The sequence below is a fragment of the Mesorhizobium sp. M6A.T.Ce.TU.002.03.1.1 genome (genome assembly GCF_003997275.1).
GTDB classification, from domain to species: domain Bacteria; phylum Pseudomonadota; class Alphaproteobacteria; order Rhizobiales; family Rhizobiaceae; genus Mesorhizobium; species Mesorhizobium mediterraneum.
Genome location: NZ_RZTI01000142.1, coordinates 1 through 15191 on the forward strand (window position 1 = coordinate 1; position 15191 = coordinate 15191).

16 protein-coding genes are annotated in these 15191 nt (G+C 61.5%); 10 read left to right on the top strand and 6 right to left on the bottom strand.

The window, feature by feature from the left end; all coding sequences use genetic code 11:
• A partial coding sequence (locus EOC93_RS28300; protein WP_206532282.1) for a 3-hydroxyisobutyryl-CoA hydrolase occupies positions 1-645 on the bottom strand: 645 nt, incomplete at its 3' end.
• 161 nt (positions 646-806) lie between these two features.
• Between EOC93_RS28300 and EOC93_RS28305 the strand changes: the two genes are divergently transcribed.
• The 4 genes from EOC93_RS28305 (at position 807) to EOC93_RS28325 (ending at position 4772) form a co-directional block, all read left to right on the top strand.
• Positions 807-1625: a DUF2066 domain-containing protein gene (locus tag EOC93_RS28305; RefSeq protein ID WP_127206260.1), complete on the top strand. Its 819-nt coding sequence runs from the start codon at positions 807-809 to the stop codon at positions 1623-1625.
• A gap of 222 nt (positions 1626-1847) precedes the next feature.
• On the top strand, positions 1848-2879 hold the full coding sequence (hemB, locus tag EOC93_RS28310) for a porphobilinogen synthase (protein ID WP_095485752.1): 1032 nt from the start codon (positions 1848-1850) through the stop codon (positions 2877-2879).
• Between the two features lie 193 nt (positions 2880-3072).
• On the top strand, positions 3073-3546 hold the full coding sequence (locus EOC93_RS28315; protein WP_126106909.1) for a nucleoside deaminase: 474 nt from the start codon (positions 3073-3075) through the stop codon (positions 3544-3546).
• A 581-nt stretch (positions 3547-4127) separates the two neighbouring features.
• Complete coding sequence (locus EOC93_RS28325) at positions 4128-4772, top strand: dihydrofolate reductase family protein (protein ID WP_127206261.1); 645 nt, start codon at positions 4128-4130, stop codon at positions 4770-4772.
• Between the two features lie 238 nt (positions 4773-5010).
• Here EOC93_RS28325 and ppk2 read toward each other — a convergent pair whose 3' ends face one another.
• Positions 5011-5931, bottom strand: coding sequence for a polyphosphate kinase 2 (gene ppk2, locus EOC93_RS28330; protein ID WP_127206262.1), 921 nt, complete (start codon positions 5929-5931; stop codon positions 5011-5013).
• Between the two features lie 260 nt (positions 5932-6191).
• Between ppk2 and EOC93_RS28335 the strand changes: the two genes are divergently transcribed.
• The 4 genes from EOC93_RS28335 (at position 6192) to EOC93_RS28350 (ending at position 10418) form a co-directional block, all read left to right on the top strand.
• On the top strand, positions 6192-7235 hold the full coding sequence (locus EOC93_RS28335; RefSeq protein ID WP_127206263.1) for an aldo/keto reductase: 1044 nt from the start codon (positions 6192-6194) through the stop codon (positions 7233-7235).
• A 139-nt stretch (positions 7236-7374) separates the two neighbouring features.
• Complete coding sequence (locus tag EOC93_RS28340) at positions 7375-8046, top strand: response regulator transcription factor (RefSeq protein WP_127206264.1); 672 nt, start codon at positions 7375-7377, stop codon at positions 8044-8046.
• Entirely contained in the window at positions 8046-9383 is a 1338-nt protein-coding gene (locus tag EOC93_RS28345; protein ID WP_127206265.1) for a HAMP domain-containing sensor histidine kinase, read from the top strand. Before EOC93_RS28340 ends, EOC93_RS28345 begins: the two co-directional genes overlap by 1 nt.
• 231 nt (positions 9384-9614) lie before the next feature.
• A complete protein-coding gene (locus EOC93_RS28350) occupies positions 9615-10418 on the top strand; it encodes a DUF3313 domain-containing protein (protein WP_127206271.1) in 804 nt (267 codons plus the stop codon).
• A 146-nt stretch (positions 10419-10564) separates the two neighbouring features.
• Here EOC93_RS28350 and EOC93_RS28355 read toward each other — a convergent pair whose 3' ends face one another.
• Entirely contained in the window at positions 10565-11356 is a 792-nt protein-coding gene (locus EOC93_RS28355; protein WP_127206266.1) for a phytanoyl-CoA dioxygenase family protein, read from the bottom strand.
• Between the two features lie 196 nt (positions 11357-11552).
• Positions 11553-12530 (bottom strand): glycosyl transferase family 90, encoded by a 978-nt coding sequence (locus tag EOC93_RS28360; protein WP_127206267.1) that lies wholly within the window; start codon positions 12528-12530, stop codon positions 11553-11555.
• Between the two features lie 204 nt (positions 12531-12734).
• On the opposite strand from EOC93_RS28360, the gene EOC93_RS28365 reads away from it, so the two are divergent.
• Positions 12735-12893, top strand: a complete 159-nt coding sequence (locus tag EOC93_RS28365) for a hypothetical protein (protein ID WP_023798419.1) — start codon at positions 12735-12737, stop codon at positions 12891-12893.
• A gap of 55 nt (positions 12894-12948) precedes the next feature.
• Here EOC93_RS28365 and EOC93_RS28370 read toward each other — a convergent pair whose 3' ends face one another.
• On the bottom strand, positions 12949-13209 hold the full coding sequence (locus tag EOC93_RS28370; protein ID WP_095485747.1) for a DUF982 domain-containing protein: 261 nt from the start codon (positions 13207-13209) through the stop codon (positions 12949-12951).
• Between the two features lie 58 nt (positions 13210-13267).
• A complete protein-coding gene (locus tag EOC93_RS28375) occupies positions 13268-13933 on the bottom strand; it encodes a GntR family transcriptional regulator (protein ID WP_127206268.1) in 666 nt (221 codons plus the stop codon).
• A 176-nt stretch (positions 13934-14109) separates the two neighbouring features.
• On the opposite strand from EOC93_RS28375, the gene EOC93_RS28380 reads away from it, so the two are divergent.
• On the top strand, positions 14110-15191 hold a 1082-nt coding region (locus EOC93_RS28380), incomplete at its 3' end, for an MFS transporter (protein WP_127206269.1).

The window sequence follows — 15191 nt, forward strand, 5'->3', positions numbered from 1 at the left end:
GGCCGGGACGAAAAAACCGCGCAGCACCGATTCCGGATCGCCGCTCGCCGCCAGCCGATCGAGAAAGCCGGCCTGATCCTCCGCCTTGATCGTATGCGTCGCCAGGCCCGACCACAAAGCATCGCCATAGCGGATGCGGTTTCCGGTCAGAGCGAGATACATGCCGAAGCTGCCGCCAAGGTCCGGCAGGAGATGACTGGCGCCGACATCCGGGAAAAAGCCGATGCCGACTTCCGGCATGGCGAATTGGGCGTTCTCGGTCATCACGCGCTGCGAGCCGTGGAACGAGACGCCGACGCCGCCGCCCATGACGATGCCGTCGATCAGCGCGACATAGGGTTTTCTGAACCGCGCGATGCGGGCGTTCAGCCGGTATTCGTCGGCGAAGAAATCGACCGGCGGCTTTCCCGCCCGGCCGGCCTCGTAGACGTGGAGGATATCGCCGCCGGCCGAAAACGCCCTTCCCTCGGCCTTGAGGACGACGACATCGATCTCATGATCGCGCTCCCAGGCACGCAGCGCCTTGTCGAGCGCCTTGACCATGCGATGGGTGACGGCATTGAGCGCCTGCGGCCGCGTCAGCGTGACGACGCCGGCCCTGCCCAATCGTTCGAAGCGGATCTCGTCGCCGCCGCCAAAATCCATCGCGATAGAATCCCTCCCCCGCGCCGCCGGGACTGAAGTGCTAAAGCGTGGCGCATGGGTGCGTCAATGGCGGCGGCTAATCCCGCCGCCTTGGTCGCCGCCGGCGCCCGGTGCTAGAATTGATCATCTTGTTGACGGGCTTTCCAACCGGACGTTGAATCATGCCTGGATTTTTGCGTCTTGCCCTTGTGGCGATCGGCCTGATGTTATGCGCGACTGCCCGTCCTGCATTGGCCAAGGACGATCTCTACCGCACGAAGACAATCGTCACCGGCCAAGGCGAAGAAAACCGCCAGACCGGCTTCAAGGCCTGCCTGGATGCGGTTCTGGTCAAGGTTTCCGGCGATCAGCGACTGCCGAAAAAGCCTGAAATGGCGGCGCTGCGCGAGAAGGCCGGCAGCTTGGTTGCCGAATTCCGCTACCGCGACAGGATGGAAGGCATTCCGATCCACGACGAGCAAGGCACGCATGACCGACCGCACGATCTTACCTGCCTCTACAGGCCTGAGGTGATCGACCCGGTGCTGGCATCGCTCGGCAGCAAGCCGTGGCTTTCCGCGCGGCCGCGGCTGGCGGTCCTTCTCGCAACGGAGCGAGGCGCAAGGCATTTCGCGCTGACCGCAGACGATGAGCGCGGCGCACCCCTGCGCGAATCATTCGTGAATGCTGCCGACCCGCTGGCGATGCAGATCGTATTTCCCAAGGCGTCGCACCTCTCCGAATCCGGGCTGGACGACAAGGCGCTGCACGCGACGGAGATGGCGGCTCTGGACAAGGCCGCCAAACAGGCCGGCGCCGACCAGGCGCTTGCCGGCAGGATCGTCTGGAGCGACAAGGAATTGGGCTGGATTGCCGACTGGCGGCTAGCCACGGGCGGCAAGACCTACAGCTGGCAGATGCGCGGCGTCAGTTTCGACGAGGCGTTCCGCGTCGCCATGCGGGGAGCGGCGCAGGTCCTGTCCGGCAACGGTCAGCCGTAGGTATGCCGAGTTTCAGGTGATGCCGGCCTGCAAACGGCGGTTTCCTGCGCTTCCGGTACTCGCGTACCTAAACGTACGCTCCGTTCCGGTTCTCGGAACCCATCATTTTCGGCTCGGTCTGACCTGAATCTCGACATACCCCTCCCTTAGGTGCTGGCACAATCGTCGCATTGGTCAGCGGCGGAAGCTCGTGGTAAAAGCCGCCGATCCGGAGTTTTGGCGATGAACAAATTCACCCCAGCAAAGCCTGCCGGCGCGCGCAGCGTCGACGAGATCACCGGCAGCCGCCGGTTGCGCCGCATGCGCAAGGCCGACTGGTCGCGCCGCCTCGTCCAGGAGAACCGGCTCTCCGTCGACGACCTGATCTGGCCGATCTTCGTCGTCGATGGGAAAAATATCCGCGAGCCTATTGCCGCCATGCCCGGCGTCTTCCGCCTGTCGCTCGACCTTGCCGTCAAAGAAGCAGAGCGCGCGGCAAAGCTCGGCATCCCGGCGATCGCCACCTTCCCCAATGTCGAGCTCGGCCTGCGCGACCAGACCGGCTCGCACATCCTCGATCCGGAAAACGTCATCAACCGCGCTACGCGCGCCATCAAGCACGCGGTGCCTGAAATCGGCATCATCACCGACGCAGCACTTGATCCCTTCACCTCGCACGGCCATGACGGCATCTTGCGCGACGGCATCATCGTCAACGATGAGACGGTGGAACAGGTGACGGCGGCGGCCGTCATCCAGGCGGCGGCCGGCGCCGATATCATTGCGCCTTCCGACATGATGGACGGCCGCATCGGCGCCATCCGCGATGCGCTCGACGCCAATGGTTTTCAGGATGTGGCGATCATGTCCTACGCGACGAAATTCGCCTCCGCCTTCTACGGACCCTATCGCGAGGCGGTCGGCACCGCCGGCCTGCTCAAGGGCGACAAGAAGACCTATTATCTCGATCACGCCAATTCCGACGAGGCCGTGCGCGAGGCCGAGCAGGACCTCGCCGAGGGCGCCGACATGCTGATGGTCAAACCCGGCCTGCCCTATCTCGACATCATCCGCAGGCTGAAGGACGAATTCCGGATGCCGACCTTCGCCTACCAGGTGTCTGGCGAATATTCGATGATCAAGGCGGCTGCCGCCAATGGCTGGATCGACGGCGACAAGGCGATGCTGGAATCGCTTCTCGCCTTCAAGCGTGCCGGCTGCGACGGGATCCTCACCTATTTCGCGCCCGAAGTGGCGGCGATGCTGAAGGGGTAGGCACTCGCAATCATCACCACACGCGACAGCCTTCATCCTATGTTGAAGGCCGAGATCAAACAATCGGCCGTGCGCATAGCCAGAAGATGACGGTTGCGGCGATGCAGATCGCCTAACTGAATCTGATCTGCAGCCCTTGGAAATCCCTCCGATTCAAGACAATCATCCCACTCTAGCTTTTTGGGAGACTCTGATGGAAAGCCACGAGCCGTTTTTACGCGAGGCAATTGCGCTCTCGAAATCCGCAATGGAACGCGGCGACGAACCGTTTGGCTCGGTGCTGGTGAGGGACGGCGAAGTAATCCTGCGCGCCGAGAACAGCGTCTTCACCGGCCACGATATGACGAACCACGCCGAGATGAACCTGGTTAAACTAGCGGCGCAGCACTACGACGCTGCTTTTCTCGCTGACTGCACGCTCTACACCAGCACCGAGCCGTGCGCGATGTGCTCCGGGGCGATTTACTGGTCGGGCATCGGGCGTATGGTGTTTGCTTGCTCCGAAGCGCGGCTGGGCGAGATCGCTGGGATCGGGTTGAACGTGCCGAGCCGGGCGGTGTTGCAGACCGGCGCGCGCATCGTCACTGTGGTTGGCCCGACGAACCTCGAAGACGAAGCCGCCGAAGTCCACCAGGAATTCTGGCCAAAGCATCTGGGCAAGGCTTAGAGCCTCGGCTCAGGACGCTCTGATTAGAGCGAGAAGATGACGGTTGCGGCGATGCAGATCGCCGAGAAGAAGTTATGCGCGCATCGGTCGTATCGGGTTGCAATGCGCCGCCGGTCTTTGAGCTTGGCGAAGAGGTTCTCGACCTTGTGGCGCTGGCGATAGAGTGCCCTGTCGTAGGGATATGGGACTTTCCGACTTCGGCTCGACGGGATGCTAAGGCTCGATGCCTTTGTTCCACAAAGCCTCGCGAAATGGCGCTGTCATAACCGCGATCCGCAATCAGGGCTTTGGCAGGGCGGCAGGGCATCGAGAACCATGCGTGCCCCTTTGTGGCCGCTCATCTGGCCTGCAGCGCATCCTTCCATTGCAGGCCATGCTTGATGACGTAAACGCATCCTCGAGGCATCGCGGCGCAAGCAACTGCTGCTGCAACCACCCGTCTTGGCTGCGGTCCTGACGCGGCTGGCCCAAACAAGCCGCTCATCGCTCGGCGGAGATTTCAAAATACCGCTTGCAAAATGCAATCAGTATGGCTAAAAGCAACTGCTTGCATTTCACAACTGGTCTCGAGGGAGGTACTCATGTCCAAGCTTCGCGTCAACGCTTTCACCCTGTCAATCGACGGCTATGGCGCCGGTCCCGACCAGGACCTGAAAGAGCCGCTGGGCGTAGGTGGGGAAGCCCTGCACAACTGGATGTTCGGCACCCGGACCTTCCGCAACATGTCTGGCGACGATCGCGGGACCACAGACACGGACGACGGGTTCGTGGCGCGCAGCTTCGAAAATGTTGGGGCGTGGATAATGGGCCGCAACATGTTCGGGCCGATCCGCGGCGAGTGGCCGGATGAAAGCTGGAAAGGCTGGTGGGGAGACAATCCACCCTACCATGTGCCGGTCTTCGTGCTCACCCACCATCCGCGGAATCCCATCGTCATGGCGGGCGGCACGACCTTCTATTTTGTGACCGACGGTATCCACTCAGCGCTGGAAAAGGCGAAAGCAGCGGCTGATGGCAAGGATGTCCGGCTCGGCGGTGGTGTCGCCACGGTCCGGCAATATCTCAGGGAAAAGCTCATCGACGACATGCATCTGGCGATATCGCCGATGCTGCTCGGCTCCGGCGAGAACCTTTTTGCCGGCATCGACATGCTCAAGCTCGGCTACCGGTGCAGCGAGCAGGTCGCGACGCCGAATGCCACGCACGTCATCATCAAGCGCGCGTAGTCTCACTGAGGCGCAGCCCTCTGCGCCGCGATCCTTCGCGCCCCCTCTGTCCTGCCGGACATCTCCCCCACACGGGGGGAGATCGGATGTCGCGCCGGCTTTCGCCAATCATCAGCGTTGCAAGATTGGCACCGTCGGCGACGCTGCCAATCTCCCCCCTCGTGGGGGAGATGTCCGGCAGGACAGAGGGGGGCGCGAAGGAATGCCGCCCGTCCGGGTCTTTAGCAGTCCCAGATGATCAATACTTCTCCGGCACGTACAGCTCGCGCGGCAGCACCTGGCGCTCGTATTGGGGATTGAACACGCGGTCGGGTAGCGTGATCTCATCGTGCGGCACCTCCTCGTAAGGCATCTGCTTGAGGAGATGATCGATGCAGTTCAGCCGCGCCCGCTTCTTGTCGTTACCCTCGACGATGAACCAAGGAGCTTCGGGAATGTTGGTGCGGGCGAACGTCTCTTCCTTGGCCTTGGTGTACTGCTCCCAGCGCACGCGCGACTGCAGGTCCATCGGTGAGAGCTTCCACTGCTTCATCGGATCATGGATGCGCATCTGGAAGCGCATCTGCTGCTCCTCGTCGGTGATGGAGAACCAGTATTTGACCAGCGTGACGCCGGACCGGACGAGCATGCGCTCGAACTCCGGCACGTCGCGGAAGAACTCCTCGACCTGATCCGGTTCGGCAAATCCCATCACCCTTTCGACGCCGGAGCGGTTGTACCATGAGCGGTCGAACAGCACGATCTCGCCGCCTGCCGGCAGATGCGGGACGTAGCGCTGGAAATACCATTGCGATTTCTCGCGCTCGGTCGGTGCAGGCAGTGCTACGACGCGGCAGATGCGCGGATTGAGCCGCTGGGTGATGCGCTTGATGACGCCACCCTTGCCGGCCGAGTCGCGGCCCTCGAAAACCACCACCAGCTTCTTCTTGTGGTAAGCCACCCAGGACTGCAGCTTGATCAATTCGGATTGCAGCGTGATCAGGTCGCGAAAATACTGCATGCGATCCATCGAGGGCGGATGCGCGTTCTTGTAGATCTTGGCGATTTCCAGCGACAGCGCGGGTTCCGACATTTCCAGCTCGTAGTCTTCGTCGAGCGTGTCGGCTAGCTCCGCTTCCAGCCAATCCCTGGCAGGAGAATTCTGTTTTGCTTCGGTCATTTATGCTGCTCCGCGTGCACGCCCGTGTCGGCGTCCGGCCTGCCGGCCGAGATCGAACACCTTGAGCCGACTTGCATACAGGCCGGCAATGACGGTTTTATTGCAGCCGGCTCGTGCGCCGGTCACCCAAATCCGTAAGATGTGATCGATCCGCCCTCCATGGGATGGGCGACAAGCCGCGCGACTTGTCCTACAAATGCCAGGCTCCTTCGGGCAGCCTTCGAAGCACCGCCTTCTCAACGCAATTGCGAGGATCTGACATGGAGTACCGCACTCTCGGCCGTTCCGGGCTGAAGGTTTCGACGCTGACCATGGGCACCATGACCTTTGGCGGCGCCGGCGCGTTTTCGGCGGTCGGAAAGACCGATCTCGACGAGGCGCGCCGGATGATCGACCTCTGCATCGATTCCGGCATCAATCTCATCGACACCGCCAACGTCTATTCGAACGGGCTTTCGGAAGAGATCATCGGCGAAGCGCTCGGCGGCAAACGCAAGGGCGATGTGCTGATCGCCTCCAAGGCGCGCATGCGGATCGGCGATGGCCCCAACGACGAAGGGCTGTCGCGCTACCATCTGATCCGCGAGTGCGAGAAAAGCCTGAAGCGCCTCAGGACCGATGTCATCGACATCTATTTCCTGCACGAATGGGACGGCACGACGCCGCTCGAGGAGACCATCGCCGCGCTCGACACGCTCGTCAGCCAGGGCAAGGTCCGCTATGTCGGCTGTTCCAACTATTCCGGCTGGCAAGTGATGAAGGCACTGGGGATCAGCGATCGCCAGCACCAGCCGCGCTTCGTCACCCAGCAGATCCACTACACGCTGGAAGCGCGCGAAGCCGAATATGAATTGTTGCCGATCTCGGTCGATCAGGGGCTTGGCGTGCTGGTGTGGAGCCCGCTTGCCGGTGGATTGCTGTCCGGCAAATATCACCGCGACCAGGCCACCTCCCGTCAGCTCAGCGGCTGGAAAGAACCGCCGATCCGCGACGAGGACCGGCTGTGGCGGATCGTCGACGTGCTTGCCTATATCGGCAAGAACCATGGCGTGTCGGCAGCACAGGTGGCGCTTGCCTGGCTGCTCGGCCGGCCGGCCGTTAGCTCGCTGGTCATCGGCGGCCGGACCGAAGCGCAGTTCAAGGACAATATCGCCGCCGCCAGCCTGGTTCTGACCAGCGATGAGCGCGCACGCCTGGACGCTGTGAGCAGGCCTCCTGTTCTCTACCCCTATTGGCACCAGCAGTTCACCGCAAAAGACCGGTTCGGTCCGGCTGATCTGGTCCTCGACCGGGATGCTATCTGAGGGATCGGAAGAATCTCGGCACACCTTAGTCCAGGTTTCTGCATCTGCAGCAGCATTAGCTGACTGCGCTTCAAACTCCGCAATGCTGCTGCAATCTTGGTGGTGAAAACACCAGGTGCGCAAAAAAGCGGTGAGGGTGATGAGAATCCTACTGATAGAGGACGAGAGGCAACTGGCAGATGCGCTGTCGGTGGCACTGAAAAAGCATGGCATCGTCACCGACCACACGATGCATCTCGCCGACGCAATCGAGCTGACGCACCAGAACGTTTATGATGCGATCCTCCTGGACCGCCGCTTGCCCGACGGCGAGGGATTGACCTTTATCCCGGCATTGCAGCGAACAGGAACCGACACGCCGATCATCGTGCTGACGGCGCGCAACGAGCCAATGGAGCGTGTCGAGGGTCTCGACGTCGGCGCTGACGATTATCTGGGCAAGCCGTTTCTTGTCGAAGAGCTGATGGCTCGTTTGCGGGCTGTTCTGCGGCGACCGGCAAGCCTGGCGGACCTTCACATTGCCGTCGGTCGAATGGTGATCGATCCCTTGCATTTGAGCGTGACCGTCGACGCGATCCCGCTCGATCTGCCCAGACGCGAACTTCTCGTTCTGGCGGCGCTCGCCAAGCGGAAAGACAAAACCGTCCTTCGGTCGACGCTTGAGGCGGCGGTCTACAATTACGAAGAAGATATCCAGTCGAACGCGCTCGACGCGCATATTTCCAGGCTGCGCAAGCGGCTGCTGGATGCCGGCGCCGGCGTCGCGATCCACAGTATCCGGGGCGTCGGATATCTGCTGAAGGAAGAATAATGCGCGCGGCCAACAGATTGAATCCTTCACTTTGGTGGAAGCTGAGTTGGCAGCTCAGTCTCGTCATCGTCGCCGTGGTTGCCGCAGTGATCATCGGACTTTGCATATGGGCCACTACGGTCATGTCGCCGAACGTTGCCATGGAGCGCAAAATCACGTCCCTGATGGTCGGAGCGGTTGCACGCGATGCGCAAGGAAAGTTTGAAATACGCGATACGCCGGAGCTGAGCTCGCTTAGGCAGCAGAACAGCGGACTATGGTATGTTGCTGCCACGGTAGACGGTGCCTCGGTGTCTTACGGCACCGTACCAGCTCCCTATGCCGAGCTCGCCGATCTGGCGTACCTGTTCCAGGACGCAGATATCAGGGGATCTGCCGGTACGAATGAGATCGCGTCGGTCGATAACGTCGAGACCGTGGTGGGTGAGGTTCGGATTCTATTTGGCGGCTTCGCTGACAAAGGCTGGCCCGTTCTCGCCATTCTGGCCGACAGTTACCCGATCTATATCTCTTTGATCGCAATTGCCTTGCCTGCGATCTTCTTTGCCGTTCCCCGCATCGTCGAGCGCGGTTTGGCGGGTGTGAGCGATGTCGCCCGCAAAGCATCGGAGATCGAACCGCGCCGGCACGGAACACGCCTGCCGGTGGACGGTATTCCCATCGAGGTTGCCCCGCTGGTGACTGCGTTCAACGGAACACTCGAGCGGCTCGAGAACGAGTTCCGAAAACGCCAGCGCTTCCTCATCGATGCGGCGCATGAGCTCAGAACACCTATCGCCATCATGCAGACACGGATCGATGGGATGCCCGAGGGTCCGGATCGCCGGCGACTATTGGCCGACGTCGCGCGTTTGGCTGAGACGGCCGAACAGCTCCTCGATTTTGAGCGCAACGACCAGGCGACCGATTTGCATGGAACGGTCGATCTCGTCGAAATCGCACGAACGGCCGTTGCCGACCTCGCGCCCCTAGCGATCGCTGCCGGCTACCAGATTTCCTTTCAAAGTGAGGTCGCAAGCCTCGAACGGAGCGGCAGTCCTTCCGCTTTGCCGAGAGCGATCAGCAATCTGATTCGCAATGCAATCGACCACGGCGGCAATGCCGGAATGATCACGATCTCGGTCTCAGCCGACGGAGAGATCAATGTGGCCGATGAAGGACCAGGCATACCGGCAGAGCATCGGGAACTGGTTTTTGAGCCTTTTTACCGCGTCACCCCACGAAGCACTGGCGCGGGCCTTGGTTTGAGCCTGGTGAAGCAGATCGTCGCAAACCACCGGGGCCAGGTCAGCATGACAAGCAACACGACCGGGACGCAGGTGGCGATCCGGCTCTGATAGCTCCGCGGCAATTTAGATCGTAGGTCAGCGCCGATATCCGTCGCTATTGGAAATGACCCGTAATGTTGCGGCAATCCTACCCCCGCACGGTCCTCCCAGAACATCCGCGACGGAGGCCAGAAAAGCGTGCGCAGCAATCCATCAATATCCATTGGATCATTCTTCCGACTTGTCGGATTCCCACCAACATCTCCGCTGAAATCCTTATGCTTGGCATTTTTCCTGATCATGGCGGTAGCCGGATGTGCGTCCGTGCCCCTGACTGAAGGCGGCACGCTCACCTCCTACAGCAATCTTGGCGCGCCCAAGGGAAAGTTGTCCAAGAAGCGTATCTTTGTTGACGGGCAAAGTCTGGCGATTGCGAAGACAGCGAGGATCGTTCCGACGACTTTCGTCTTCAGCGCCGCATCCCGGGTGAAATCGGCAGCCGACCGGTCACTGGTGTCCAACGCACTGGACCGGGCGCTGTGTGTCGCGCTTAGCGACAAGTATCACATGGTCTCCGCCGGCCAGCCGGCCGATGTGACGATCCGATCGGTCGTCACCGATATTGTTCTGACGAACAAGATGATGGCGGGAGTCTCGACCGTCGTAACCGTAGGCAGCGGTTTTGTCCTGCCTTCCAATGTGCCCGTCAGTGTGCCGCGCCTGCCCTTCGGCCTCGGAGGACTTGCCGTCGAGGCGGAGGCCGTTGATAGCGGTGGCGTCCAGCGCGCGGCGATGGTCTGGGCTCGCGGGGCAAACTCGATCCAGGATAACCCCCGCTTTTCGGAGGTCGGGGATGCGTATAGCCTTGCTTCGACGTTCGGGAATGACTTCTCCCAAATGCTCATCACCGGCAAGGAACCGAAAGTACTCGACCTCTCCATGGCTTCGAAACAGCGAATCCGATCGTGGTTTGGCGGAAAACCGAAATACGCCGTGTGCGACACATTCGGTCGAATGCCGGGATTAATTGGGGTCATGGCGTCCAAATACGGTGCGCCGCCGGAATGGACCGACAAGAAGCCCAAACCGCTTGCAGCGAATTAAGTGACCTTCGCAAGCGCGCCTGGTCTAGGTTCAAGGCCCATAAACTGGCCAAGATGTCCGACGACGGCTCCGAGCCCTTGGCGGACAGCGTCTCAGTGGTCTTTTGGAATACCCGGGACCGTTCGGCGGTCCCGGGTATTGTCTGACTATAGCGTTAGCCCACAAGCCTGACGGATGGCGACCTGAACCGGCGACGGCGCCAACGCCGGGTCAAACTCACCCCTCGGCAGCAGCGGTGGTTGTGCCATGAAGCGCGGCCGCCTCCCTCGGTGAGGTTGAGCGGCATGAACGAGGAATGGGTGGCACAGATATACGGTGCCTGCCGCGCCAGTTGCCAGTTCAACCTCACAATCTTCTGTAGAAGCGTAACCATTGGCAGAGATCTGCCTGAGCGTCGCGCCCGCGTCGCCATAGGGCAGTAGCTCCCTCGCAATGGTGGCATGCGAGCCTTTCCGTATCTTCGTGGGTGCATCATCCGGGCCAACATCCGAGAACAGGAAGAGCATCAGCAATGCCCGTCCGCTGCTCTTCACATTGGCACGCCACTCCATGAAATCCGGATTGTCGTCGCCAAAACTCATGTCCACATGCCAGCCATCATCACCGGGGGATTCCGGCGAGGGAAAGCGGATCGGAAAGGTCCCAACGCCTTTGGGCGCAAGCCAGCGGCCATCGCCGACGAGTTGATCGTAGGCCTTGTGCAGGATCGGCGTGTTGGCGGCTTCAACGAATGGGGGCGAAGCCTTGAACCCCACCCGAACAACTGGATGAATCCAGTTTTCGGGTTCGTCTGGCGACAGGCCAATATCCGCCCACAGCTCGTCCCTGCATTGCTCTGCAAGGTGGGTGCTGAAGGCATTTTCGATTTTGACGAAACCGTCGTCGATGAAGTTCTGGACCTGATGCGAGATCAGGCCGATGGGCTCGGTTTTGGGCATTACACATTCTCCGTTCGGCCATCGCGTCAGCGCAGCCGTTTTGATCTGATTGGCGCGGATGCGCCGGAACGACTTGGGCCGCTCAGATCAGAGGGAAGAATGCGGACATGAACATCATGATGGGAACGTATACTGAGGCGAAGGGCGGAATCAAGATACGCAGGACATAGGGCATCGCCAACAAAGAGTCCTAAGCCTAGGCCGAGCCCGAGATAAAACGCCAGACCTCCGGGTCGGGCTCGATTTGGCCGCTGAGCACGAAATATTTGTAGAGCACGAGCAAGCAGATCGCTTGCTCGGCCCGCTCGTCGGCGAACTTGCGGCAATAGGCGTTGGCTGCGGCAACGATGCGTTCGGCCTCGGCCGGATGCTTCTCGAGGTGCCTCACCCGCTCGGCAAGATCCGTGAAATCCGGCTCTAGCGGCACATAGTGGACGTTGGCCACGAGTTCGCTTTCGCCGAACCATGTCTCGTATGTCGGCGGAGGCATCAGGCATAGCGAATTCGAACTCATGATCCATTTGAGGTTGGTCGCCACATCGTTGCCTTCGAGCGAAATGATGTAGCGGTAGCGCCGCTGCTGATCGATGCTCAGATAAGGCTTGCGATATTCCGGCGCTGCCGTCGGTTTGGGCGTGCCGACATCGCAAAAGGGCAGATCGCGCGCTGCCTCCAGAAGCAAGGTCCGTATCGGATTGTTGAGCTCGCCGCGCCAGACCGCGACCGGAAGCTTGTCCGCGAAGGCAACATCGTCGGCGGGCATGTGGAAGTGGCGGAACTTGTTGAGCTTGAACAGGACCCCGTTCCTGTTGTCGCCGGCGATCGGCCGATCCTTGACGATCGACGGCACGGCAGGCACCTCGATGACGTCGCCAAATTCGAGGTCGATGCGCAAATCGGGATCGAAGTAGCGGGTAAATTCCTTCAGATCGTAATAATACATGCTCCGGTCTGTCGGCAGCCGGCTTACCGGCACGGCATCGGCGCTCGGCGCGAAAGCGTCCTGCAGCCTGTTGTAATAATTGAGACGCGCGCGGATCGATCCGTCCGAAAGCCTGGCCCGATCGAGCAGCCCCGCTAGCCTGCGGCGGAACAACGCCTGCGGCGCGATATCGCGCATGGCATTGCGCGCATAGTAGAATAGCTTCTGTGCGTTTCTTTGAAGCGTGGCCATCGGTCACTTGGTGAAAACAGGTGAGCTTGTTATTTGTACCCCGGTCTCTCCTACACCATTGTGCCAGCCATCTTGCAAGCCCGGAACCGCGTGCAGCCGGCTTGCCGGCTATGTATGGAGCCGATCGGCCTTTGCGGTGTTGTGTTTGCAGCCTAATGCTCCTAGGCAGGGCTAAGAGCCTTCAGGATTGCGAAAGGAAGAGATATGGCGCGAGCACCGAATTACGGCCAAGAACGCAAGGAACGCGACCGGCAGAAGGCCGCCAAGAAGGCGGAAAAGCAGGCGGCCAAGGTCGCAGCCAAGGAACGTTCGAAGCCCGAAGACGAGACCACCTCCGAGACCGAAACGGAAACGGCAGAGTAAAACGCATCCAGCCCGCGAGGCGGGTTGGATTTGGCCTAGGAATCCCGCTGCGTCTTCAGGCCGGCGCCTTGTCGCTGACGAACACGTTCACTTCGCGCGCGGCGGCTATGAAGGCGCGCCTCGCGATCATGGCCGGTTTGTCGCCGGCCAGCGCATCATGGCAGGCCTGCAGCGCTTCGCGATGCTTTGGACTGCGCTTGCCGGGCCAGTTGTTGAGGAGGTAGTCGGAAGCCTCGCGGGCCGTACGCAAGAGCTGAGTGGTTCCCTCCGCGCCCGACTTGACGGTCACGGGTGTTTCAAATCGGTTGTTTTCCATCGCCGCTCTTACGCCATCGGCGCTCGCGAAGCGAGGGCGAAAGTGGTTGCCTCGGCAATCACGCCGCAACGACGGCAAATCCCCTGGCACGCAGGCCGCGCCGGTCATTGTGCAAAGATGTCACCAGCCGGTCGCGGCTGCCGACAATATGGGCCGAAAGTCGGCGTGCCGCCTCATCGGCTTCGCCGGCCCGCACCGCTGCCAGAATGGCATGGTGCTCGGCCCAGGCACGGCCGAGTGCCGCCTCGTCGCGCACCTCCAGCCAACGAGCACGCGACAGGCGCGTCATCGCATCGCGGACCGCCCGGAACAGGAACTCGTTGCCGGACAGGCGTGCCAGCTCGATGTGAAAATCCATGCCGACGCGGTGCCATTCCTCGCGCGGGGTGCCGGCGTCACAGGAGTCCAGCATCGCCTCGATGACGTCGACAGCGGTCCGGTCCTCCAAGGCACAAGTCAGCCGGAGCGCCGCGACCTCTACCGCCTCGCGATAAACGGCGATCCGCTCGAGCTCGGCGAGGTTGATGGGCGACACCGTCCAGCCGCGCCCGTCGCGGCAGACCAAACCTTCCGTTTCGAGCCGCAGCAATGCTGCCCTGACCGGCGTGCGCGAGGCCCCGAAGCGGCTTTCGATCCAGCGTTCCGTCAGCCGCTCGCCGGGACCGATCTCAAGGCCGAGGATCATCTCGCGAAGCCCAATTTCGACAGTCTGCATCTGCGACATGGCGGTTTCCAATCTCTGGCCGTTTTGCTGGCAATCACCTACCAACCATCATTTGCCGGTCGCGGTTGAGAGAGCCGCATTGACAGCGGCTAGGCTTGCGTTCATGACGGATACCAGCTTGGTATCCCAAGTCGGTATCCGGAGCAAGTTTCATGGCTGGCCGGACAGGACATCACATGTCGCAAGTTGCCACCCTTGCCACGCAAGGCACCTACAACATCCACTGGCGCCGCAATCTCGCCGTGTGCTTTGCCGGCTCGTTCAGCACGCTTGTCGCCATGACGCTGCTGTTGCCTTTCCTGCCGCTGTATGTCGAGCAGCTGGGCGCCGAGGGCCACGCAGCTGTTGTACAGTGGTCCGGTATCGCCTACGGCGCGACGTTCTTCGCCGCCGCGCTGGTGGCGCCGCTGTGGGGACGGCTGGGCGACCGCTACGGCCGCAAGCTGATGTTGGTGCGCGCCAGTTTCGGCATGGCCATCTGCATGTCGCTGACCGGCATGGTGGAGACTGTCTGGCAGCTGGTGCTGCTGCGCCTGCTGATCGGCTTCGCCGGCGGCTATTCCTCGGGCTCGACCATCCTGGTGGCCATGCAGACGCCGAAGGACCGGTCCGGTTGGGCGCTCGGCGTGCTGTCGGCCGGAGTAACCGCCGGCGCCCTCGTCGGTCCGCTGCTCGGCGGCGCGCTGCCGCCCTTGATCGGCATCCGCGCCACCTTCCTGCTCGCCGGCGGCGTCATTTTCCTGGCGTTCCTGGCAACGACTTTTCTCATCAAGGAGAACCCTCGCCCGGCACCCGACAAGGTAGCATCGACTGAGAAGCCGCAAGGCGGCTGGTCGCAAATCGAGGACAAGCGCCCCATCGTCGCCATGCTGGTGACCGGTATGCTGCTGAGTTTCGCCACGATGTCGATCGAGCCGATCATCACGGTCTACGTCCAGCAGCTCATCGCAGACCAAAGCCTGCTAACGCTGACCTCCGGCGTCGTCATGTCGGCGGCGGCACTCGGCGCCATCCTGTCGGCCTCGCGTCTCGGCAAGCTCGCCGACCGCCTCGGTCACTGGAACATCATCATCGGGGCGCTTGCCGTATCGGCGCTGCTGCTGATCCCGCAAGCCTTCGTCACGCAGGGCTGGCAGCTCGTCGGCCTGCGTTTCCTGATGGGGCTGGCACTTGGCGGTCTCCTGCCCTGCATCACCAGCGTCATCCGCCACAATGTTCCGGACGGCGTCGGCGGCAATGCGCTCGGCCTGTCGATCTC

Bases quoted from the DNA above. Each gene is read 5' to 3' on its own strand.
- EOC93_RS28305 (WP_127206260.1), top strand. From the start codon at position 807: ATGCCTGGATTTTTGCGTCTTGCCCTTGTGGCGATCGGCCTGATGTTA.
- hemB (WP_095485752.1), top strand. From the start codon at position 1,848: ATGAACAAATTCACCCCAGCAAAGCCTGCCGGCGCGCGCAGCGTCGAC.
- EOC93_RS28315 (WP_126106909.1), top strand. From the start codon at position 3,073: ATGGAAAGCCACGAGCCGTTTTTACGCGAGGCAATTGCGCTCTCGAAA.
- EOC93_RS28325 (WP_127206261.1), top strand. From the start codon at position 4,128: ATGTCCAAGCTTCGCGTCAACGCTTTCACCCTGTCAATCGACGGCTAT.
- ppk2 (WP_127206262.1), bottom strand. From the start codon at position 5,931: ATGACCGAAGCAAAACAGAATTCTCCTGCCAGGGATTGGCTGGAAGCG.
- EOC93_RS28335 (WP_127206263.1), top strand. From the start codon at position 6,192: ATGGAGTACCGCACTCTCGGCCGTTCCGGGCTGAAGGTTTCGACGCTG.
- EOC93_RS28340 (WP_127206264.1), top strand. From the start codon at position 7,375: ATGAGAATCCTACTGATAGAGGACGAGAGGCAACTGGCAGATGCGCTG.
- EOC93_RS28345 (WP_127206265.1), top strand. From the start codon at position 8,046: ATGCGCGCGGCCAACAGATTGAATCCTTCACTTTGGTGGAAGCTGAGT.
- EOC93_RS28350 (WP_127206271.1), top strand. From the start codon at position 9,615: ATGGCGGTAGCCGGATGTGCGTCCGTGCCCCTGACTGAAGGCGGCACG.
- EOC93_RS28355 (WP_127206266.1), bottom strand. From the start codon at position 11,356: ATGCCCAAAACCGAGCCCATCGGCCTGATCTCGCATCAGGTCCAGAAC.
- EOC93_RS28360 (WP_127206267.1), bottom strand. From the start codon at position 12,530: ATGGCCACGCTTCAAAGAAACGCACAGAAGCTATTCTACTATGCGCGC.
- EOC93_RS28365 (WP_023798419.1), top strand. From the start codon at position 12,735: ATGGCGCGAGCACCGAATTACGGCCAAGAACGCAAGGAACGCGACCGG.
- EOC93_RS28370 (WP_095485747.1), bottom strand. From the start codon at position 13,209: ATGGAAAACAACCGATTTGAAACACCCGTGACCGTCAAGTCGGGCGCG.
- EOC93_RS28375 (WP_127206268.1), bottom strand. From the start codon at position 13,933: ATGTCGCAGATGCAGACTGTCGAAATTGGGCTTCGCGAGATGATCCTC.